The sequence below is a fragment of the Pseudomonas sp. HLMP genome, from assembly GCF_046365545.1.
GTDB lineage: Bacteria > Pseudomonadota > Gammaproteobacteria > Pseudomonadales > Pseudomonadaceae > Aquipseudomonas > Aquipseudomonas guariconensis_B.
Map to the genome: position 1 here is coordinate 804,819 of NZ_JBDLLR010000001.1, position 20,483 is coordinate 825,301.

General features: G+C 62.9%; 19 protein-coding genes. 17 read left to right on the top strand and 2 right to left on the bottom strand.

The window, feature by feature from the left end; translation table 11 throughout:
* Nucleotides 1–58 precede the first annotated feature (58 nt).
* From mrcB to msrQ, 9 genes are all read left to right on the top strand, one after another.
* Nucleotides 59–2,380, top strand: coding sequence for a penicillin-binding protein 1B (gene mrcB / locus ABFA30_RS03885; RefSeq protein WP_225790226.1), 2,322 nt, complete (start codon nt 59–61; stop codon nt 2,378–2,380).
* Between the two features lie 28 nt (nt 2,381–2,408).
* A complete protein-coding gene (locus ABFA30_RS03890) occupies nt 2,409–3,158 on the top strand; it encodes a tetratricopeptide repeat protein (RefSeq protein WP_225790225.1) in 750 nt (249 codons plus the stop codon).
* Nucleotides 3,155–3,487 (top strand): YqcC family protein, encoded by a 333-nt coding sequence (locus ABFA30_RS03895; RefSeq protein WP_225790224.1) that lies wholly within the window; start codon nt 3,155–3,157, stop codon nt 3,485–3,487. Before ABFA30_RS03890 ends, ABFA30_RS03895 begins: the two co-directional genes overlap by 4 nt.
* 407 nt (nt 3,488–3,894) lie before the next feature.
* Nucleotides 3,895–5,619, top strand: coding sequence for an acetolactate synthase 3 large subunit (locus ABFA30_RS03900; protein ID WP_225790223.1), 1,725 nt, complete (start codon nt 3,895–3,897; stop codon nt 5,617–5,619).
* A gap of 1 nt (nt 5,620) precedes the next feature.
* Entirely contained in the window at nt 5,621–6,112 is a 492-nt protein-coding gene (ilvN, locus tag ABFA30_RS03905; RefSeq protein ID WP_225790222.1) for an acetolactate synthase small subunit, read from the top strand.
* Between the two features lie 59 nt (nt 6,113–6,171).
* A complete protein-coding gene (gene ilvC / locus ABFA30_RS03910) occupies nt 6,172–7,188 on the top strand; it encodes a ketol-acid reductoisomerase (RefSeq protein ID WP_225790221.1) in 1,017 nt (338 codons plus the stop codon).
* Nucleotides 7,189–7,336: 148 nt separating this feature from the next.
* Entirely contained in the window at nt 7,337–8,182 is an 846-nt protein-coding gene (pssA, locus tag ABFA30_RS03915; RefSeq protein WP_225790220.1) for a CDP-diacylglycerol--serine O-phosphatidyltransferase, read from the top strand.
* Nucleotides 8,183–8,259: 77 nt separating this feature from the next.
* Nucleotides 8,260–9,273 (top strand): protein-methionine-sulfoxide reductase catalytic subunit MsrP, encoded by a 1,014-nt coding sequence (msrP, locus tag ABFA30_RS03920; protein WP_225790219.1) that lies wholly within the window; start codon nt 8,260–8,262, stop codon nt 9,271–9,273.
* Nucleotides 9,273–9,884 (top strand): protein-methionine-sulfoxide reductase heme-binding subunit MsrQ, encoded by a 612-nt coding sequence (gene msrQ / locus ABFA30_RS03925; RefSeq protein ID WP_225790218.1) that lies wholly within the window; start codon nt 9,273–9,275, stop codon nt 9,882–9,884. Before msrP ends, msrQ begins: the two co-directional genes overlap by 1 nt.
* Nucleotides 9,885–10,256: 372 nt before the next feature.
* Here msrQ and ABFA30_RS03930 read toward each other — a convergent pair whose 3' ends face one another.
* The gene (locus ABFA30_RS03930) at nt 10,257–11,477 is read right to left on the bottom strand and encodes a CaiB/BaiF CoA transferase family protein (protein ID WP_253081722.1); all 1,221 of its coding nucleotides are present in this window, start codon (nt 11,475–11,477) and stop codon (nt 10,257–10,259) included.
* 15 nt (nt 11,478–11,492) lie between these two features.
* Nucleotides 11,493–12,674 (bottom strand): acyl-CoA dehydrogenase, encoded by a 1,182-nt coding sequence (locus tag ABFA30_RS03935; protein WP_225790029.1) that lies wholly within the window; start codon nt 12,672–12,674, stop codon nt 11,493–11,495.
* A 162-nt stretch (nt 12,675–12,836) separates the two neighbouring features.
* On the opposite strand from ABFA30_RS03935, the gene gcvA reads away from it, so the two are divergent.
* From gcvA to ABFA30_RS03975, 8 genes are all read left to right on the top strand, one after another.
* Nucleotides 12,837–13,754 (top strand): transcriptional regulator GcvA, encoded by a 918-nt coding sequence (gcvA, locus tag ABFA30_RS03940; RefSeq protein ID WP_225790028.1) that lies wholly within the window; start codon nt 12,837–12,839, stop codon nt 13,752–13,754.
* Nucleotides 13,755–14,183: 429 nt separating this feature from the next.
* Entirely contained in the window at nt 14,184–15,305 is a 1,122-nt protein-coding gene (locus ABFA30_RS03945) for a Re/Si-specific NAD(P)(+) transhydrogenase subunit alpha (protein ID WP_225790027.1), read from the top strand.
* 11 nt (nt 15,306–15,316) lie between these two features.
* Nucleotides 15,317–15,631: an NAD(P) transhydrogenase subunit alpha gene (locus tag ABFA30_RS03950; protein WP_003256966.1), complete on the top strand. Its 315-nt coding sequence runs from the start codon at nt 15,317–15,319 to the stop codon at nt 15,629–15,631.
* Nucleotides 15,632–15,633: 2 nt separating this feature from the next.
* Nucleotides 15,634–17,070 carry an NAD(P)(+) transhydrogenase (Re/Si-specific) subunit beta gene (locus ABFA30_RS03955; RefSeq protein WP_410045169.1) on the top strand — a complete coding sequence of 479 codons (1,437 nt, stop codon included), beginning with the start codon at nt 15,634–15,636 and terminating at the stop codon, nt 17,068–17,070.
* A 210-nt stretch (nt 17,071–17,280) separates the two neighbouring features.
* Nucleotides 17,281–18,774 carry an acetyl-CoA hydrolase/transferase family protein gene (locus tag ABFA30_RS03960; protein WP_253081720.1) on the top strand — a complete coding sequence of 498 codons (1,494 nt, stop codon included), beginning with the start codon at nt 17,281–17,283 and terminating at the stop codon, nt 18,772–18,774.
* Between the two features lie 473 nt (nt 18,775–19,247).
* The gene (locus ABFA30_RS03965) at nt 19,248–19,463 is read left to right on the top strand and encodes a DUF1127 domain-containing protein (protein ID WP_225790024.1); all 216 of its coding nucleotides are present in this window, start codon (nt 19,248–19,250) and stop codon (nt 19,461–19,463) included.
* A gap of 314 nt (nt 19,464–19,777) precedes the next feature.
* Nucleotides 19,778–20,098, top strand: a complete 321-nt coding sequence (locus tag ABFA30_RS03970; RefSeq protein ID WP_225790023.1) for a DUF2388 domain-containing protein — start codon at nt 19,778–19,780, stop codon at nt 20,096–20,098.
* Nucleotides 20,099–20,187: 89 nt separating this feature from the next.
* Entirely contained in the window at nt 20,188–20,481 is a 294-nt protein-coding gene (locus ABFA30_RS03975) for a DUF2388 domain-containing protein (protein WP_225790022.1), read from the top strand.
* Nucleotides 20,482–20,483: the final 2 nt, after the last annotated feature.

Here is a 20,483-nt window from a genome sequence, read left to right on the forward strand (position 1 = left end):
GTTGTCCGAATCGGCCCACAGGCCACCAGCCCTTGCAAAGTGCGTATAATCCGCCGCCATGACTCGTACCCGAAATCCCCGTACCCCCAAGAAACGCCCCGGTGGCCGCTCCCGCGCCTGGCTGGGCTGGGCCCTGAAGCTCAGCCTGGTCGGCCTGGTCGTGGTCGCCGGCTTTGCGATCTACCTCGATGCCGTCGTCCAGGAGAAGTTCTCCGGCAAGCGCTGGACCATCCCGGCCAAGGTGTATGCCCGGCCGCTGGAGCTGTTCGTCGGCCAGAAACTGAGCCGCAACGACTTCCTCACCGAGCTCGATGCCCTTGGCTATCGTCGCGAGAACGCCGCCAACGGCCCTGGCGCCGCCTCGGTCAACGGCAATACCGTCGAGCTCAATACCCGCGGCTTCCAGTTCTACGAGGGCATGGAGCCGGCGCAGTTCGTCCGTGTGCGCTTCTCCGGTGACTACGTGGCGGGCCTGTCCGGGGCCAACGGCGGCAAGCTCGATGTGGTTCGCCTGGAGCCGCTGATGATCGGCGGCATCTATCCGAAGAACCTCGAAGACCGCATCCTGATCAAGATCGACCAGGTGCCGCCGTACCTGCTGGAAACCCTGGTGGCCGTGGAAGACCGCGACTTCTACAGCCATTTCGGTGTCTCGCCCAAGTCCATCGTCCGGGCTGCCTGGGTCAACACCTCGTCGGGTTCCATGCGCCAGGGCGGCAGTACCCTGACCCAGCAGTTGGTCAAGAACTTCTACCTGACCAACGAGCGCAGCCTCAGCCGTAAGCTGACCGAAGCCATGATGGCCGTGTTGCTCGAACTGCACTACGACAAGCGCGAGATCCTCGAGGCCTACCTCAACGAGGTTTTCGTCGGCCAGGATGGCCAGCGCGCGGTGCATGGCTTCGGCCTGGCCAGCCAGTTCTTCTTCAGCCAGCCGCTGTCGGAGCTCAAGCTGCACCAGATCGCCCTGTTGGTGGGCATGGTCAAGGGACCGTCCTACTACAACCCGCGCCGCTATCCCGAGCGCGCCCTGGCCCGTCGCAACTTGGTGCTCGACCTGCTGGCCGAGCAGGGCGTGGCCAGCCAGGCGGTGGTCGATGCGGCGAAGAAGATGCCGCTGGGCGTGACCAAGCGCGGCAGCCTGGCCGACAGCTCGTTCCCGGCCTTCCTCGACCTGGTCAAGCGTCAGCTGCGCCAGGACTACCGCGACGAAGACCTGACCGAAGAAGGCCTGCGCATCTTCACCAGCTTCGACCCGATCCTGCAGATGAAGGCCGAGACGGCCATGAGCGAGACGTTCAAGCGCCTGGCCGGGCGCAAGGGCGCCGAGGCCGTGGAGTCGGCGATGGTGGTGACCAATCCGGAAACCGGCGAGGTCCAGGCGTTGATCGGCAGCCGTCAGTCCGGTTTCGCTGGCTTCAACCGTGCCATCGACGCGGTGCGGCCGATCGGCTCGCTGGTCAAGCCGGCGGTCTACCTGACGGCTCTGGAAAAACCGAGTCGCTACACACTGACCAGCTGGGTGCAGGACGAGCCGTTCTCGGTGAAAGGGGCCAACGGCCAGGTGTGGCGCCCGCAGAACTACGACCGCCGTCCCCACGGCACCATCTACCTGTACCAGGGGCTGGCCAACTCCTACAACCTGTCCACCGCCAAGATCGGCCTGGAAGTAGGGGTGCCCAATGTGATCAAGACCATTGGCCGGCTCGGCGTGGACGTCGACTGGCCGGCGTTCCCATCGATGCTGCTGGGGGCCGGTGGCATGTCGCCGATGCAGGTCGCGACCATGTACCAGACCATCGCCAATGGTGGTTTCAACACCCCGATACGGGGCATCCGCAGCGTGCTCACCGCCGAGGGCGAGCCGCTCAAGCGCTATCCGTTCCAGATCCAGCAGACCTTCGATCCGGGGGCCATCTACCTGGTGCAGAACGCCATGCAGCGGGTCATGCGCGAAGGCACTGGGCGCTCGGTCTACAACGTGCTGCCTCGCTCCCTGACCCTGGCGGGCAAGACCGGCACCAGCAACGACTCGCGCGACAGCTGGTTCTCCGGCTTCAGCCAGGACCTGCTGGCGGTGGTCTGGCTGGGCCGTGACGACAACGGCAAGACCCCCTTCACCGGCGCCACCGGTGCCTTGCAAGTCTGGACCAGCTTCATGCGCAAGGCAGACCCGCTGCCGCTGGACATGCCGCAGCCGGACAATGTCGTGCAGGCCTGGATCGATCCGTATAGCGGGCAGGGTTCGGACCGCAGCTGTCCGGGGGCGGTGCAGATGCCGTATATTCAGGGGAGCGAACCGCCCGCCGGGGCTGCCTGTGGCGGCGAGCAGAATCCGGCCGAGTCGGTCATGGACTGGGTCAAGGGCTGGATGAATTGAGCACAGGCTGCATTTGAAGAGGTGTGAAGTGAACAAGTGGTGGTTTCCTGCCTTGGCGGCGCTGGCTGTGCTCCACGGCTGTGCCAGCGTGCCGCGCGGCAATATTCCAGTGGTCGACTCGGGCTCCCCGGTATCCAACGGTGAGCGCGTCTCGGCCAACCGTAACGCGACCTATCCGACCAGCGGTGGCACCAGCCAGGCGCAGTCGCTGCCCGAGGACTCCGGGGTGACCGTGATGATCCCGCAGGGCACGGGCTCCACGCCGATCCAGGCTTTCCCGGCCGGCAGCGGCGCCGCACCGATCAGCACCGGGCCGATCACGACCAACCCCAACCCGGTTGCCGACGAGCCGTTCGACATCGCCTCGATGAACAGCGCGCCCAGTCCATCCAGCGCCCCGACCGGCATTCCGTCGGGCAACGTCTCCAGTGGCGGCCTGGCGGCCGACGAGCAGCTCGACGGCCCGGTTCTGGCGCTGCTGACCACCGCTCAGCAACAGCAAGGTGGTGGTGATTTCAACGGTGCGGCCTCGAGCCTGGAGCGCGCCCAGCGCATCGCCCCGCGCGAGCCGCAGGTGCTGTTCCGCCTGGCCCAGGTACGCCTGGCGCAAGGGGATGCGGCGCAGGCCGAGCAACTGGCGCGACGCGCCCTGACTTACGCCAACGGTCGTCCCGACTTGCAGGCCGAGCTGTGGAACACCATCGCCCAGGCCCGCGAGAAGCAGGGCGACAGCGCTGGTGCCGCCCTGGCGCGGCAGAAGGCGCAGGTCAAACTGTGATGGAACAGCGCATCCTCGATATCGCCGATCATTTGCTATTGATCGAGCGCGAGCTGCAGGTCCAGGGCTGGTGGAGCGCCGAACCGCCGAGCGAGCAGGCGCTGGCCAGCGTGGCGCCTTTCGCGGTCGATACCATGAGCTTCGAGCAGTGGTTGCAATGGATCTTCCTGCCGCGCATGAAGTTCATCCTCGAGCACGGCGATCCCCTGCCCAATGCGTCCGGCATCCTGGTCATGGCCGAAACGGTGTTCGTCGATCGTCCGCAAGAGAGTCGTGAGCTGCGGCGCCTGCTGGCAGCGTTCGACCAATTGATCAGCCCTTCCGCCTGATTTCTTCTCTTTTTCCTTCAAGGGCCGCAGATTGTGGCCCTTTTTTGTGGAAATCTTTATTTTTCTGCTGCTGGCTACCTTTTTCGTGGTGGCAGGAATTCATCCTGGGTGAAAATTGGCAATAATTTTTCTTGACTTGCGCGCGGCGAATCAGAAGAATCCAGTTTCCGCTGTAGGGGGACTGCCAGAAGCAGACCCGCTAAGCAGATCATGAGGCGCACACCCGCGCCGACTCGTTACACCCCGCAACGCGTTACCTCGCGCTGGGTGGGAAGACCCCGCAACACTCTGGGGCGATCCCAATACTTGCTCAGTCAGTGCTGACGTTCGCTCATGCTCTGCTTGGCAGTAAACCTATTAAGACCCGCCCGCGTGGGCGGTATTCTGGCGTTTTAGAGGTGAACAACGTGGAGCTTTTATCTGGCGCTGAGATGGTCGTCCGCTTCTTGCGTGACGAAGGCGTTAAGCACATCTACGGGTACCCTGGTGGTGCTCTCCTTCATGTTTACGACGCCCTGTTCAAGGAACCGGAGATCAATCACATCCTGGTTCGCCATGAGCAGGCTGCCACCCATATGGCGGACGGCTACGCCCGTGCCACCGGCAAGGCCGGCGTGGTGCTGGTGACCTCCGGCCCAGGCGCGACCAATGCCATCACTGGCATTGCCACCGCCTACATGGATTCGATCCCGATGGTCATCCTGTCCGGCCAGGTGCCCAGCACCATGGTGGGCACCGATGCCTTCCAGGAAACTGACATGATTGGTATTTCCCGGCCGATCGTGAAGCACAGCTTCATGGTCAAGCATGCCTCGGAAATCCCGGAAGTTCTGAAAAAAGCCTTCTACCTGGCGCAATCCGGCCGTCCCGGCCCGGTCGTGGTCGACATTCCAAAAGATATGACCAACCCGGCCGAGAAGTTCGAATACGTCTACCCGAAGAAGGTCAAGCTGCGTTCCTACAGCCCGGCCGTTCGGGGCCACTCCGGGCAGATCCGCAAGGCGGCCGAGATGCTCCTGGCGGCCAAGCGCCCGGTGGTCTACTCCGGCGGCGGCGTGGTTCTCGGCGGTGGCTCCGAAGCCCTCACCGAGATCGCCAAGTCGCTGAACCTGCCGGTCACCAACACCCTGATGGGGCTGGGTGGCTTCCCGGGTACCGATCGTCAGTTCCTCGGCATGCTCGGCATGCATGGCAGCTACACCGCCAACATGGCCATGCACCATGCCGACGTGATCTTCGCGGTCGGCGCGCGCTTCGATGACCGTGTGGTCAACGGCCCGGCCAAGTTCTGCCCGAATGCCAAGATCATCCACATCGATATCGACCCTGCGTCGATCTCCAAGATGATCAAGGCCGACGTGCCGATCGTCGGGCCGGTCGAGAGCGTGCTGAACGAGATGCTGACCATCCTCAAGGAAATCGGCGAGCAGCCTGAGAAGGCGGCGCTGGATGCCTGGTGGAAGCAGATCGACGAATGGCGCGGCGATCGCGGCCTGTTCCCCTACGACAAGGGCGACGGCAGCATGATCAAGCCGCAGACCGTGATCGAGACCCTCTGCGAAGTGACCAACGGCGATGCCTTCATCACCTCCGACGTGGGCCAGCACCAGATGTTCGCGGCGCAGTACTACCGCTTCAACAAGCCCAACCGTTGGATCAACTCCGGTGGCCTGGGCACCATGGGCTTCGGTTTCCCGGCGGCGATGGGCATCAAGCTCAACTTCCCCGACCAGGACGTGGCCTGCGTGACCGGTGAAGGCAGCATCCAGATGAACATCCAGGAACTGTCCACCTGCATGCAGTACGACCTGCCGGTGAAGATCGTCAACCTGAACAACGGTGTGCTGGGCATGGTGCGCCAGTGGCAGGACATGTCCTACAACGGTCGTCACTCGCACTCCTACGTGGAGTCGCTGCCTGATTTCGTCAAGCTGGTCGAGGCCTATGGCCACGTGGGTATCCGCATCACCAGCCTGAAGGATCTCAAGCCGAAGCTGGAAGAGGCCTTCGCGATGAAAGACCGCCTGGTGTTCATCGATATCGCGGTCGACAGGACCGAGCACGTCTACCCGATGCAGATCAAGGACGGCTCGATGCGTGACATGTGGCTGAGCAAGACGGAGCGTACCTGATATGCGGCACATCATTTCCCTGCTGCTGGAAAACGAACCCGGTGCCTTGTCTCGCGTGGTCGGCCTGTTCTCCCAGCGCAACTACAACATCGAAAGCCTGACCGTGGCGCCGACCGAGGATCCAACCCTGTCGCGCCTGACCCTGACCACCGTTGGTCATGACGAAGTGATCGAGCAGATCACCAAGAACCTGAACAAGCTGGTGGAAGTGGTCAAGCTGGTCGATCTGTCGGAAAGTGCTCACATCGAGCGCGAACTGATGCTGGTCAAGGTCAAGGCCACCGGTGCCCAGCGCGCCGAGATCAAGCGCACCACGGACATCTTCCGTGGCCAGATCGTCGATGTCACCTCCAGCGTGTACACCGTGCAGCTCAGCGGTACCAGCGACAAACTGGACAGCTTCATCCAGGCCATCGGCACCGCGTCGATCCTGGAAACCGTGCGCAGCGGCGTCACCGGCATCGCCCGTGGCGACAAAGTGCTCAGCATCTGAATACTGCAAGACAAGAATCAGTGATGGCTCCGTGAGCCGAGATATAACAGGGGTATTTCATGAAAGTTTATTACGACAAAGACTGCGACCTTTCGATCATCCAGGGCAAGAAAGTCGCCATCATCGGTTACGGCTCCCAGGGCCACGCCCAGGCGTGCAACCTGAAGGACTCCGGTGTGGACGTTACCGTCGGTCTGCGTAAAGGTTCGGCCACCGTCGCCAAGGCAGAAGCCCATGGCCTGAAAGTCGCCGACGTCGCTACCGCCGTCGCCGCTGCCGACCTGGTCATGATCCTGACCCCGGACGAGTTCCAGGGCGCCCTGTACAAGAGCGAGATCGAGCCGAACATCAAGCAGGGTGCTACCCTGGCCTTCTCCCACGGCTTCTCGATCCACTACAACCAGGTCGTGCCGCGTGGCGACCTCGACGTCATCATGATCGCGCCGAAGGCCCCGGGCCACACCGTTCGCTCCGAGTTCGTCAAGGGCGGCGGTATCCCTGACCTGATCGCTGTCTACCAGGACGCTTCCGGCAACGCCAAGAACGTCGCGCTGTCCTACGCCGCTGGCGTCGGCGGTGGCCGTACCGGCATCATCGAAACCACCTTCAAGGACGAGACCGAGACCGACCTGTTCGGTGAGCAGGCCGTTCTGTGCGGCGGTACCGTCGAGCTGGTCAAGGCCGGTTTCGAAACCCTGGTCGAAGCGGGCTACGCGCCAGAAATGGCCTACTTCGAGTGCCTGCACGAGCTGAAGCTGATCGTCGACCTCATGTACGAAGGCGGCATCGCCAACATGAACTACTCGATCTCCAACAACGCCGAGTACGGTGAGTACGTCACGGGCCCAGAGGTCATCAACGAAGAATCCCGCAAGGCCATGCGCAACGCTCTGAAGCGCATCCAGGACGGCGAGTACGCGAAGATGTTCATCTCCGAGGGTGCTACCAACTACCCATCGATGACCGCCAAGCGTCGTAACAACGCCGCTCACGGCATCGAAGTCATCGGCGAGCAACTGCGCTCCATGATGCCTTGGATCTCGGCCAACAAGATCGTCGACAAGACCAAGAACTGATCCTGGTCCGGCGAGATGAAAAACGCGGCTTCGGCCGCGTTTTTTCGTTTACGCGCCCCGCTTCTGGTATAAAGCGACCAACGGCTTGCTGTCAGCACCTGTTTCGCAAGCCCATGTCGAACATTTTCCATCCTGCAAGGTATTTTTCATGAGCGAACGTCCCGAAGAGCCGAACAAGCCCTCCGACGCCGAAAGCCTGCTACCTGTCGATGAACACATCGAGGAAGGGCACGACGCCGAAGGACGCAAGGTCCGGCACCGCGGTATCTACCTGCTGCCCAACCTGTTCACCACCGCCAATCTGTTCGCCGGCTTCTATTCGATCGTCAGCTCCATCAGCGCCCATGGTTATCTCAGCGCGGGCGATCCGCGCGAGGCGAGCAAGTACTTTGCCTTCGCCGCGATCGCCATCTTCGTGGCCATGGTCCTCGACAGCCTGGACGGCCGCGTGGCGCGCATGACCAACACCCAGAGCGCGTTCGGCGCCGAGTACGACTCGCTGTCGGACATGGCCGCTTTCGGCGTGGCGCCCGCATTGCTGGCGTTCGTCTGGGCCCTGGGCGACATGGGCAAGGTCGGCTGGATGGTCGCCTTCATCTATGTGGCGGGGGCCGCGCTGCGCCTGGCGCGCTTCAACACCCAGGTCGGCACCGCCGACAAGCGCTACTTCATCGGCTTGGCCAGCCCGGCAGCCGCAGGCGTGGTCGCCGGTATCGTGTGGGCGTTCAGCGACTACGGTATCCAGGGCTCGAAGCTGTCGTTCCTGGTGGCCTTGCTGGTGGCTGCCGCCGGCATGCTGATGGTGAGCAACATCAAGTACAACAGCTTCAAGGAACTGGACCTCAAGGGCCGTGTGCCGTTCGTGGCGATCCTGGCCGTGGTGCTGGTGTTCGCCGTGGTATTCAGCGACCCGCCACGTATCCTGCTGCTGATCTTCCTCGGCTATGCGATCTCCGGCCCCGTGCAGTACCTGCTGCGCCGTCGCAAAGCCTGACAACGATTTAATGATGCAATAACCTGCCGGCTCCATAGTCTTACTGGTACATCCGTCACCTGTGCTGTGGAGCCGTCATGCTGATCAAGCTTCCCAGATCGTCCGACTGCAAAGGGTCGGAGATCACCCCCGAAGGTCTTTATCTTTCCCGGCGCACCCTGCTCGGTGGATCCCTGGCCGGGTTGGCCCTTGGTACGTTGCCGGGCATCGCGCAGGCGGTCGAGGCGTCGCGCTATGCCGATGTCGCGCCAGGTGCCGCACCTGGCTGGTTCATCGACAAGCTCGGCGATACCCGCTGGCAGGCGGTGACGGTCAAGGACGAGGCGATCACGCCGTTCAAGGATGCCACCCACTACAACAACTTCTATGAGTTCGGGCCCGACAAGGGCGATCCGGCGGCCAATGCCGGCAGCCTGAAGACCGAGCCCTGGAGTCTGGTGGTCGATGGCGAGGTCGGCAAGCCCGGACGCTATGCGCTCGAAGACTTCGTCAAGCCTCACCAGCTCGAGGAGCGCATCTACCGGCTACGCTGTGTCGAGGCGTGGTCGATGGTCATTCCCTGGCTGGGCTTTCCGTTGGCGGCGGTGCTCGAGCAGGTCGAGCCGACGTCCAGGGCGCGCTATGTGCGCTTCGAGACCCTGCAGGACCCACAGAACATGCCCGGGCAGCGCTCAGGCTTCGCCCTGATCGACTGGCCCTACGTGGAAGGCTTGCGCCTGGACGAGGCGATGAACCCGCTGGCGATCATGGCGGTGGGCATGTATGGCCGGGAGTTGCCCAACCAGAACGGTGCGCCGCTGCGCCTGGTGGTGCCATGGAAGTACGGGTTCAAGAGCATCAAGTCGATCGTGCGCATCAGCCTGGTAGCGGATCAGCCGCGGACCACCTGGGAGAGCCTGGCGCCCGATGAGTACGGCTTCTATGCCAACGTCAACCCGACGGTCGATCATCCACGCTGGAGCCAGGCCCGGGAGCGGCGCTTGCCCAGTGGCCTGTTCAGCCCCAATGTGCGCGATACCTTGATGTTCAATGGCTATGCCGATGAAGTGGCGTCGCTGTATACCGGGCTCGACCTGCGGAAGCACTACTGATGCGCTACCCCTGGTTTCGCTTGGCGATCTTCCTGGTGGGGTGTTTCTTTCCCGCCTGGTGGCTGTACGAGGCGGCGATGGACCTGCTCGGCCCGGACCCGGGAAAGATCCTGGTGGATCGCCTGGGGCTGGGGGCGCTGATCTTTCTTTTGGTCACCCTTGCCATGACGCCCTTGCAGCGGTTGACGGGGTGGTCGGGCTGGATCGTCGTGCGCCGGCAGCTCGGCCTGTGGTGCTTTGCCTATATCGTGTTGCACATGACGGCCTACATGGTGTTCATCCTGGGGCTGGATTGGGGGCAGTTGGGCGTGGAGTTGCGCAAGCGCCCCTATATCATCGTCGGCGCCCTTGGTTTTCTCGGGCTGCTGGCGTTGGCCGTCACCTCCAACCGCTACAGCCAGCGGCGTCTGGGCGCCCGTTGGAAGACGTTGCACAAGCTCGTCTACGTGATCCTGGGGTTGGGATTGCTGCATTTCCTGTGGGTGGTGCGTTCCGACCTGAAGGAGTGGGTGCTGTATGCCGCTATCGGGAGTTTTTTGTTGGTGCTGCGGATTCCGGCGGTCTGGCGACGTGTGCCCCGCTTGTTCGGGCGGCGGGGTAGGGCGGCATAAGCACTGCCTGGATTGCGCTGAGCCCGGGGAGCCGGCTTGCCGGCGATGCGCTCGGGCACATTGTTGAAGTTTATTAAGGATTTATGAAAGTAACGGTTGACGGGGTTTTGAATCCCCTTATAATGCGCCCCACTTCCGACGTAGTCGAAACGAAAAACTCCTTGAGATTCAACGAGTTGAACGCTTCAGGTAGTATCGGAAGGGCTTCGGTCTCAAGGAGTTTTTCGTTTCGACTACGTCGGAAGTGGGGCGCATTATAAGGGGATTCGAAACCCCGTCAACCGTTATTTTCATAAATCTTTAAATAAAGAGCACGGCACAGACGAAACGGGGAGGCCTACTGGCCTCCCCGTTCTCTATATAGCCACCCACTCAGAGCACCCCAGCCTCTCGCAAGCGCTGCACCGCCCCGGCCTCCAACCCCAACACATCGCCCAACACCGCCTCGGTATGCTCGCCCAGCAGCGGTGGCGCCTGGCGATACTCCACCGGCGTCTCCGACAGCCGAATCGGGCTGGCCACCTGCGGCACGCTGCCGGCCAGCGGATGAGGGATATCCACCGCCAGACCACGGGCCAGCACCTGCGGATCCTGGAACATCTGCGCCAGGTCGTTGATCGGACCACAGGGCACGCCAGCCTTCTCCAGTTCACTGACCCACTCGGCCGTGGTCTTGAATACCGTAGCCTGGCGGATCAGCGGAATCAGCTCGGCACGATGGGCAACCCGCTGCTTGTTGGTGGCGAAGCGTGGATCGTCCGCCCACTGCGGCTGCCCGGCCACCTCGGCGAACTTGCGGAACTGGCCATCGTTACCCACGGTGAGGATGAAGTTGCCATCCGCCGTCGGGAAGTCCTGGTAGGGCACGATATTCGGGTGGGCATTGCCCAGGCGCCGGGGTGGCGTGCCAGTGGTGAGGTAGTTCATCGCCTGGTTGGCCAGGCAGGCCACCTGCACATCCAGCAGCGCCATGTCGATGTGCTGGCCGACGCCGGTCTGGTCGCGATAGGCGAGGGCAGCCAGGATCGCCACCGTCGAATATAGCCCCGTCAGAATATCGGTCAGCGCCACGCCTACCTTCATGGGCCCTGCACCTTCCTCACCCTCCGGGCGCCCGGTCAGGCTCATCAGCCCGCCCAGGCCCTGGATCATGAAGTCGTAGCCGGCGCGCTTGGCATAAGGCCCGGTCTGGCCGAACCCCGTGATCGAGCAATAGATCAGCTTCGGGTTGACCGCCTTCAGGCTCTGGTAGTCCAGCCCATAGGCGGCCAGCCCACCGACCTTGAAGTTCTCGATGACGATATCCGACTTCGCCGCCAGCTCGCGCACCAGGCGCTGGCCTTCCGGCTGGGTGAAGTCGATGGTCACCGAGCGCTTGTTGCGGTTGGCCGACAGGTAGTAGGCCGCCTCGCTGGTGTTCTCGCCCTGGGCATCCTTGAGGAAGGGCGGCCCCCAGGAACGGGTGTCGTCACCCGTGCCCGGGCGCTCGACCTTGATCACGTCGGCCCCGAGGTCGGCGAGGATCTGGCCGGCCCAAGGCCCGGCCAGCACGCGCGAAAGGTCCAGCACCCGCAGATGGGATAGCGCACCCATGGCCTGGCTCCTCTATTAATAGAACGCCTGGATACCGGTCTGGGCACGGCCAAGGATCAGCGCGTGGATGTCGTGGGTCCCTTCGTAGGTGTTGACCACCTCGAGGTTGACCAGGTGACGGGCCACGCCGAACTCGTCGGAAATGCCATTGCCGCCCAGCATGTCGCGGGCCAGGCGGGCGATCTCCAGCGCCTTGCCACAGGAATTGCGCTTCATGATCGAGGTGATCTCCACCGCGGCGGTGCCTTCGTCCTTCATCCGGCCCAGGCGCAGGCAGCCCTGCAGGCCCAGGGTGATCTCGGTCTGCATGTCGGCCAGCTTCTTCTGGATCAGCTGGTTGGCCGCCAGCGGGCGACCGAATTGCTTGCGGTCCAGGGTGTACTGGCGGGCGGTGTGCCAGCAGGCTTCCGCCGCGCCCAGCGCGCCCCAGGAGATGCCATAACGGGCCGAGTTGAGACAGGTGAAGGGGCCTTTCAGGCCGCGCACCTCGGGGAAGATGTTCTCTTCCGGCACGAACACGCTGTCCATGACGATCTCGCCGGTGATCGAAGCACGCAGGCCGACCTTGCCATGGATCGCCGGAGCGCTCAGGCCTTCCCAGCCTTTCTCGAGGATGAAACCGCGGATGTCGCCGGCATCGTCCTTGGCCCAGACCACGAAGACATCGGCGATCGGGCTGTTGGTGATCCACATCTTGCTGCCGCTCAGGCGGTAGCCGCCGTCGACCTTGCGCGCGCGGGTGATCATCGAACCCGGGTCGGAGCCATGGTTGGGCTCGGTCAGGCCGAAGCAGCCGATCCACTCGCCGGTGGCCAGCTTGGGCAGGTACTTCTGTTTCTGCGCCTCGCTGCCGAATTCGTTGATCGGCACCATCACCAACGACGACTGCACGCTCATCATCGACCGGTAGCCGGAGTCGATACGCTCCACCTCACGGGCGATCAGGCCGTAGCACACGTAGTTCAGGCCGCTGCCGCCATATTCCGCCGGAATGGTCGCGCCAAGCAGGCCGACTTCGCCCATCTCGCGGAAGATCGCCGGATCGGTCTGCTCGTGGCGGAAGGCTTCCATCACGCGCGGCGCCAGCTTGTCCTGGGCGAACTGATAAGCGCTGTCACGCACCATGCGCTCTTCTTCAGTGAGCTGCTGGTCGAGCAGCAGCGGGTCGATCCAGTTGAAGCTTGCTTTACCGGCCATGAGCGAATTCCTCGAAATATGGGAACAGGTTTCTCGTGCCTTGATCCTAGGCCTGATCGGCTGTCGGGACAAACGAGGATTGCGCACCGATTAGTGATATTTTCTCACTTGGAAAATCTGCAAATCGCCTTATTCGACGCTCGACAAGTGAGGTTGACGTACATGCGCCGCAAGATCCCCAGCACTACCGCCCTGGTCTGCTTCGAAGCGGCAGCCCGCCACGAGAGCTTTACCAAGGCCGCCCAAGAGCTGGCCCTGACCCAGGGCGCCGTCTGTCGGCAGATCGGTGGGCTGGAAAGCTTCCTCAATGTCGAGTTGTTCCGCCGCTCGCGCCGGGGCGTGAAACTGACCGAAGCCGGCCTGTCCTATAGCCGCCAGGTCGCCGCCCAACTGGACGCCGTGGAGCGCGACACCTTGTCGGTGATGCGCCAGCAGGGCGCCAACGTGATCGAACTGGCCGTGGTACCGACCTTCGGTACCCAATGGTTGCTGCCACGCCTGAAGGACTTCCAGCAGCGCCATCCCGAGGTCACCGTCAACCTCACCAACCGCACGCGCCCGTTCCTGTTCGCCGACACCGCGTTCGATGCCGCCATCTATTTCGGTGACGCCGACTGGTCCGGCACCCAGTCCCACCGGCTGATGGGCGAAAACCCGCTGCCGGTGTGCAGCCCGGCGCTGCTGGGCGGACAGGGCACTCTCGAAGCCCAGCGCATCGCCGAGTTGCCACTGCTGCAGCAGACCACCCGCCCCTATGCCTGGCGACAATGGTTCGACAGCCTGGGTATGAGCGTGGACCGAGACATGACAGGCCCGCGCTATGAACTATTCTCCATGCTGGCCCAGGCCGCCATGCATGAGATGGGGATCGCGCTGATCCCGCCGTTCCTGATCCAGCGCGAACTGGAAGAGGGCAGGCTGGTGATCGCCAACCGCCATGCGCTGTCCAGTGCCAAGGCCTACTACCTGATGATTCCCGATCGCAAGGTAGAGTCCGCGTCGCTGCGAGCCTTCCGCGACTGGCTGGTGGAGCAGGCCCAGCGCTATACCGCGACACACCGAAGCGAAACCTCTGCCTGAGCGTTGTAGTCAATTATTTTAAACACCTACAGATATACGTATCTGTCGCAAATACGAAAACTGTTCAGGTCACTATCAAAACCCTCTGCGCGCTAACAACCATGCGGCCTCCAGGGATTTTTTGCGACACTCACGAGTGCATTAGCGAAATCCCTGCAAAATTTTTCAAATTTTCCATTAATCTCCCAATAGCCCGTCCTTGATGGGCTGAAGCCGAATCGTTGCGACATACGGTCACAGGGTGACTTGTAGTTTTAAGATCGTTTCGTTTCAGAACCGGTTGAAGCTCCTCAGGTTCATCTGCAAAATGCTCCGCCCGCCCCGGATCAGGCGGGCCGCGTTCAACGGTCGGGCCAGTGCAACGTTGCGGGCTCGTCCGCGATTGCCGGTATCCACAACGATAAAAAGGTCACCGCAGGAGACAAAGTCGTGCACATTGGTGTTCCTCTCGAGACGCAGACGGGCGAGACGCGGGTCGCCGCCACCCCGGAAACCATCAAGAAGCTGGTTGGCCAGGGTCATCAGGTCACCGTCCAACGGGGGGCAGGGCTTCAGGCCAGCATTCCGGACAGTGCCTACGAGGCCGCAGGCGCCTCCCTGGGCAGCGCCGCCGATGCCTTCGGCGCGCAACTGGTGCTCAAGGTGGTCGCACCCAACGACCAGGAACTTGCCCAGATCAACAGCGGCAGCCTGCTGGTGGGCATGCTCAATCCGTTCAACGGCGAACTGATCGCCAAGATGGCCGAGCACGGCATCACCGCCTTCGCCCTCGAGGCCGCGCCACGCACCTCGCGAGCCCAGAGCCTCGACGTGCTGTCGTCCCAGGCCAACATCGCCGGCTACAAGGCGGTGCTGCTGGCCGCCCATCACTACCCGCGCTTCATGCCCATGCTGATGACCGCCGCCGGCACCGTGAAGGCTGCGCGCGTACTGGTGCTCGGCGCCGGTGTCGCGGGGCTGCAGGCGATCGCCACGGCCAAGCGCCTGGGCGCGGTGATCGAGGCATCGGACGTGCGCCCGGCGGTGAAGGAACAGATCGAATCCCTCGGCGCCAAGTTCATCGACGTGCCCTACGAGACCGACGAGGAGCGCGAATGCGCCGAAGGCGTCGGCGGTTACGCCCGCCCGATGCCCGCCAGCTGGATGCAACGCCAGGCCCAGGCAGTGCACGAGCGTGCCAAGCAAGCCGACATCGTCATCACCACGGCGTTGATCCCCGGGCGCAAGGCTCCGACCCTGCTCAGCGCCGAAACCGTGGCGCAGATGAAACCCGGCGCCGTGGTCATCGACCTGGCCGCCGCCCAAGGGGGCAACTGCCCGCTGACCGTGCCTGACCAAGTGGTAACCGAGCAGGGCGTGATCATCGTCGGCCCGACCAACCTGCCGGCCCAGGTACCCGCCGACGCCTCGGCGCTGTACGCACGCAACCTGCTGGACTTCATGAAGCTGCTGTTCGACAAGGACGGCGCGCTGGTGATCAACCTCGAAGACGACATCGTCGCCGCGTGCCTGATGTGCCGCGACGGCCAGGTCGTGCGCAAGAACGCCTAAGGAGCACGACAATGGAAGACATGCTGATCTCCCACGGGATCTACAACCTGATCATCTTCGTGCTGGCCATCTATGTCGGCTACCACGTGGTCTGGAACGTCACCCCGGCGTTGCACACCCCGCTGATGGCGGTCACCAACGCCATCTCGGCGATCGTCATCGTCGGCGCCATGCTGGCTGCCGCGCTGACGGTCACCCCGGCCGGCAAGCTGATGGGCACCTTGGCCGTGGCGCTGGCGGCGGTCAACGTGTTCGGTGGCTTCCTGGTCACCCGGCGCATGCTGGAAATGTTCAAGAAGAAAACCAAGAACGAGGCGCAGAAGTAAGTATGAGCATGAATCTGGTAACGCTTCTCTACCTCGTCGCCTCGGTCTGCTTCATCCAGGCGCTCAAGGGCCTGTCGCACCCGACCAGTTCGCGCCGGGGCAACGTGTTCGGCATGATCGGCATGGCCATCGCCATCCTCACCACGGTCGGCCTCATCTACAAGCTGGGCGCCGAGCTCGCGACGGCCGGCATCGGCTACGTGATCGTCGGCCTGCTGGTTGGCGGCACCGCCGGCTCGATCATGGCCAAGCGCGTGGAAATGACCAAGATGCCCGAGCTGGTCGCCTTCATGCACAGCATGATCGGCCTGGCGGCAGTGTTCATCGCCATCGCCGCGGTGCTCGAGCCGCAATCGCTGGGCATCGTCGCCAGCATGAGCGACCCGATCCCCACCGGTAACCGCCTGGAGCTGTTCCTCGGTGCGGCAATCGGCGCCATCACCTTCTCCGGCTCGGTGATCGCCTTCGGCAAGCTGTCGGGCAAGTACAAGTTCCGCCTGTTCCAGGGCGCACCAGTACAGTTCGCCGGCCAGCACAAGCTGAACCTGATCCTGGGCCTGACCACCATCGCCCTGGGCCTGCTGTTCACCTTCACCGGCCACTACAGTGCCTTCACCCTGATGCTGGTCCTGGCCTTCATCATGGGCGTGCTGATCATTATTCCGATCGGTGGCGCCGACATGCCGGTGGTAGTGTCGATGCTCAACAGCTATTCGGGCTGGGCGGCGGCCGGTATCGGCTTCTCGCTGAACAACTCGATGCTGATCATCGCCGGCTCCCTGGTCGGCTCCAGCGGTGCGATCCTCTCGTACATCATGTGCAAGGCGATGAACCGCTCGTTCTTCAACGTCATCCTCGGTGGCTTCGGCACCGACGTCGACACGAGCGCAAGCGCAGGCTCGCAGGAACAGCGCCCGGTGAAATCCGGCTCGGCCGACGATGCCACCTTCCTGCTCAGCAATGCCGACAGCGTGATCATCGTCCCCGGCTACGGCCTGGCGGTGGCCCGCGCCCAGCATGCGCTCAAGGAGCTGACCGAGAAGCTGGTCCACAACGGCGTGAACGTGAAGTACGCGATCCACCCGGTGGCAGGGCGCATGCCCGGGCACATGAACGTGCTGCTGGCCGAGGCCGAAGTGCCGTACGACCAGGTGTTCGAAATGGAAGACATCAACGCCGAGTTCGGCCAGGCCGACGTGGTCCTGGTGCTGGGCGCCAACGACGTGGTCAACCCGGCGGCGAAGAACGATCCCAAGTCGCCGATCGCCGGCATGCCGATCCTCGAGGCGTTCAAGGCCAAGACCATCATCGTCAACAAGCGCTCCATGGCCAGCGGCTATGCGGGCCTGGACAACGAACTGTTCTACCTGGACAAGACCATGATGGTGTTCGGGGATGCCAAGAAGGTCCTCGAGGACATGGTCAAGGCTGTGGAATAAAAGAAGAAGGGCGGGGCGAGGGTTGCTTTGCAGCCTTCACCCACATGCCCATGCCCTCCGGCGAACACATTCCCAGGATTCGCCACCGTTTATTGTTCCAGATCAACGGCTCTATTTCCGGCCTTCGCATTCGACCATGGTCGCGGGACGGCACCGGTCGAAATCTCTAGACTGCGCTCCAGTAGCTTCAGTAGCCCGAGATAACAATCCATGTACCGTGATCGTATCCGCTTGTCCTCCCTGCACAGCAAGGTAATGAGTGCGGCTGACGCCGCTGGCCTGATCCAGGACGGCATGACCGTCGGCATGAGCGGCTTCACCCGCGCCGGCGAAGCCAAGGCCGTGCCCCACGCATTGGCCGAGCGCGCCAAGCAGTCGCCCCTGAAGATCAGCCTGATGACTGGCGCCAGCCTGGGCAACGACCTGGACAAGCAGTTGACCGAGGCTGGTGTCCTGGCCCGCCGCATGCCGTTCCAGGTGGACAGCACCCTGCGCAAGGCCATCAACGACGGCCAGGTGATGTTCATCGACCAGCACCTGTCGGAAACCGTCGAGCAGCTGCGCAACCAGCAACTGAAGCTGCCGGACATCGCGGTCATCGAAGCGGTGGCCATCACCGAGCAAGGCCACATCGTACCGACCACTTCGGTGGGCAACTCGGCCAGCTTCGCGATCTTCGCCAAGCAGGTGATCGTCGAGATCAACCTCTCGCACAACGCCAACCTCGAAGGCCTGCACGACATCTATATCCCCACCTACCGCCCGACCCGCACCCCGATCCCGCTGGTCAAGGTCGACGACCGCATCGGCAGCACCGCGATCCCGATCGACCCGGCGAAGATCGTCGCCATCGTCATCAGCGACCAGCCGGACTCGCCGTCCACCGTGCTGCCGCCGGACCACGAGACCCAGGCCATCGCCGATCACCTGATCGACTTCTTCAAGCGCGAAGTGGCCGCCGGCCGCATGACCAACCAGCTCGGCCCGCTGCAGGCTGGCATCGGCAGCATCGCCAACGCGGTGATGTGCGGCCTGATCGAGTCGCCGTTCGAAGACCTGACCATGTACTCCGAAGTGCTGCAGGACTCGACCTTCGACCTGATCGACGCCGGCAAGCTGCGCTTCGCCTCGGGCAGCTCGATCACCCTGTCGACCCGCCGCAACGCTGACGTGTTCGGCAACCTGGAGCGCTACAAGGACAAGCTGGTGCTGCGCCCGCAGGAGATCTCCAACCACCCCGAAGTGGTGCGTCGCCTGGGCATCATCGGTATCAACACTGCGCTCGAGTTCGACATCTATGGCAACGTCAACTCGACCCACGTCTGCGGCACCAAGATGATGAACGGCATCGGCGGCTCCGGCGACTTCGCCCGCAACGCTCACCTGGCCGTCTTCGTCACCAAGTCGATCGCCAAGGGCGGCGCGATTTCCAGCGTGGTGCCGATGGTCAGCCATGTCGACCATACCGAGCACGACGTCGACATCCTGGTCACCGAGCAAGGCCTGGCCGATCTGCGGGGCCTGGCACCACGCGAACGTGCCCGGGCGATCATCGACAACTGCGTGCACCCGGACTACCGCGCCGCATTGAACGACTACTTCGAGCGCGCCTGCCAGCGTGGTGGCCATACCCCGCATATCCTGCGCGAGGCCCTGAGCTGGCACGAGAACCTGGAAGAAAGCGGGCGCATGCTCGCCAGCTGAGCCAGTACCAGCCCCTCTGAAAACCAGTGTGAGCTAGAGGGCTGCTTTGCAGCCCATCGCCAGCAAGCCGGCTCCCATAGGTTCACCACTGCCCTCAGCCCTGGTGGAGTACCTGTGGAAGCCGGCTTGCCGGCGATGGGGCCGGTACAGACAAAAGCACGACAGTTGCTGCCCATGACTCTGTGGAAGCAGGCCTGCACAGTTCGAACAGCACATCCTCAAAAAACTGTTCTACTGTACCTATAATTTAGCGACCTCCCGCCTGACAAAATCCTGAATCCACTCATAAACGCACCAAATAAGTGCAGACCAGTACAGTTACGCCAAATTCGAGTGCAACAGCAGGATTAAACAGTTAACTGGACCATCGCAATACTGTTGAACTGTATCTACTGTTCTGGACAGCAGAAGCGGATCATTGGCATCAGTTAAATCACTACCCAATGCCGCCACAAGCGGAAGGATGACACATCATGGAACGCACCCTGAGTTCCGGTCTGGTTTTCGAAAACAACGCTCAAAACGCCCACGCTTCGCTGCCTCTGCGCGCTCTGTCCACCCTGCTGCTGTGGCAGCGCCGCGTTTCCAGCCGCCGTCAGCTGGCTCGCCTGGACGCCCGCCTGCTGGCCGATGCCGGTATCAGCGAGTCGCAGCGCTACGAAGAGCTGAGCAAGCCGTTCTGGCGCTGAGCCTTGGTTCGCCGGGCTTGCCCGGCACCAAAGAATTCCAAGAACCCGCCACGGGAGACCGCGGCGGGTTTTTTGTCGCTTGCTTCAGGCCAAAAGGGGCTTCCTGTGGTGCCCGCGAAAAGATCACCGCGACAGGTACAGTTTTAATGAGATCTTAAAATTCCATAACAGTTATCACCCAACCTCACCATAAAACATCTGGAAACATCGCCGCGTGATACGCTTGGCTTACCAGCCTGGTAAATAGACACGTACCGCGACGAGCCGAACGAGCGTCCGATAACCAGAACCCCCTAGTGCAGGAGTCCATGACCATGTCCCGTAACCACCTGTTTGTTGGCGCCGCCCTGCTGTTGGCCCTGACCGGCACCGCCAACGCCTCCAGCTTCGTCGTCACCACTGACGCGGTCGTGCGCGGTGTCGCCGCCTCCACCGACGCCACCTCCGACCTGTCTTCGTCGCTGCGTGACGACAAGATCGTCCAGGCCGCCCGTGACGACGCCGCCAGCTTCGTCGGCAGCGAAGGCAGCATCCGGGGCGCGAAGCTGGAGAGCGCCTTCATCCATATCCGCCAGCAGATGCCGACCCTGCAGGCCAGCGACGCACAACTGGCCCAGGCCATCCTGGCGCTCTGAGCCTTCGCCGCAACGCCCGGATACGCTGGCCCTCGTCGGCGCATCCGGGGTAGCCTTCGCCGCCCGAGTCCATCGTTTACAGAAAGTCCATGCGTTATCTGTTGCCGTTGCTGTTCGCCCTCGCCGGCATGGGAAGCGCCCATGCCATGGATGTCACCACCCAGAGCCTGGTTGTCAGCGGCTACGTCACCAGCCAGGTGACCACCGCCCCGTTCGACCGCAAGCTGGTCATCCAGGCCCGCGACGACGCCGCGGCCTTCGTCGCCACCGACGGCCTGATCCGTGGCGCACGCCTGCAGGCAGCGCTGGATTCGCTGCGACGTGCCTACCCACATCACTCTGTCGGCGACCGTGAACTGGCCGAGGCCATTCTCGTCCAATGACT

Coding starts and splice junctions, on each gene's coding strand:
- mrcB (WP_225790226.1), top strand. CDS start 59: ATGACTCGTACCCGAAATCCCCGTACCCCCAAGAAACGCCCCGGTGGC.
- ilvN (WP_225790222.1), top strand. CDS start 5,621: ATGCGGCACATCATTTCCCTGCTGCTGGAAAACGAACCCGGTGCCTTG.
- ilvC (WP_225790221.1), top strand. CDS start 6,172: ATGAAAGTTTATTACGACAAAGACTGCGACCTTTCGATCATCCAGGGC.
- pssA (WP_225790220.1), top strand. CDS start 7,337: ATGAGCGAACGTCCCGAAGAGCCGAACAAGCCCTCCGACGCCGAAAGC.
- msrP (WP_225790219.1), top strand. CDS start 8,260: ATGCTGATCAAGCTTCCCAGATCGTCCGACTGCAAAGGGTCGGAGATC.
- msrQ (WP_225790218.1), top strand. CDS start 9,273: ATGCGCTACCCCTGGTTTCGCTTGGCGATCTTCCTGGTGGGGTGTTTC.
- ABFA30_RS03930 (WP_253081722.1), bottom strand. CDS start 11,477: ATGGGTGCGCTATCCCATCTGCGGGTGCTGGACCTTTCGCGCGTGCTG.
- ABFA30_RS03935 (WP_225790029.1), bottom strand. CDS start 12,674: ATGGCCGGTAAAGCAAGCTTCAACTGGATCGACCCGCTGCTGCTCGAC.
- gcvA (WP_225790028.1), top strand. CDS start 12,837: ATGCGCCGCAAGATCCCCAGCACTACCGCCCTGGTCTGCTTCGAAGCG.
- ABFA30_RS03950 (WP_003256966.1), top strand. CDS start 15,317: ATGGAAGACATGCTGATCTCCCACGGGATCTACAACCTGATCATCTTC.
- ABFA30_RS03955 (WP_410045169.1), top strand. CDS start 15,634: ATGAGCATGAATCTGGTAACGCTTCTCTACCTCGTCGCCTCGGTCTGC.
- ABFA30_RS03960 (WP_253081720.1), top strand. CDS start 17,281: ATGTACCGTGATCGTATCCGCTTGTCCTCCCTGCACAGCAAGGTAATG.
- ABFA30_RS03965 (WP_225790024.1), top strand. CDS start 19,248: ATGGAACGCACCCTGAGTTCCGGTCTGGTTTTCGAAAACAACGCTCAA.
- ABFA30_RS03970 (WP_225790023.1), top strand. CDS start 19,778: ATGTCCCGTAACCACCTGTTTGTTGGCGCCGCCCTGCTGTTGGCCCTG.
- ABFA30_RS03975 (WP_225790022.1), top strand. CDS start 20,188: ATGCGTTATCTGTTGCCGTTGCTGTTCGCCCTCGCCGGCATGGGAAGC.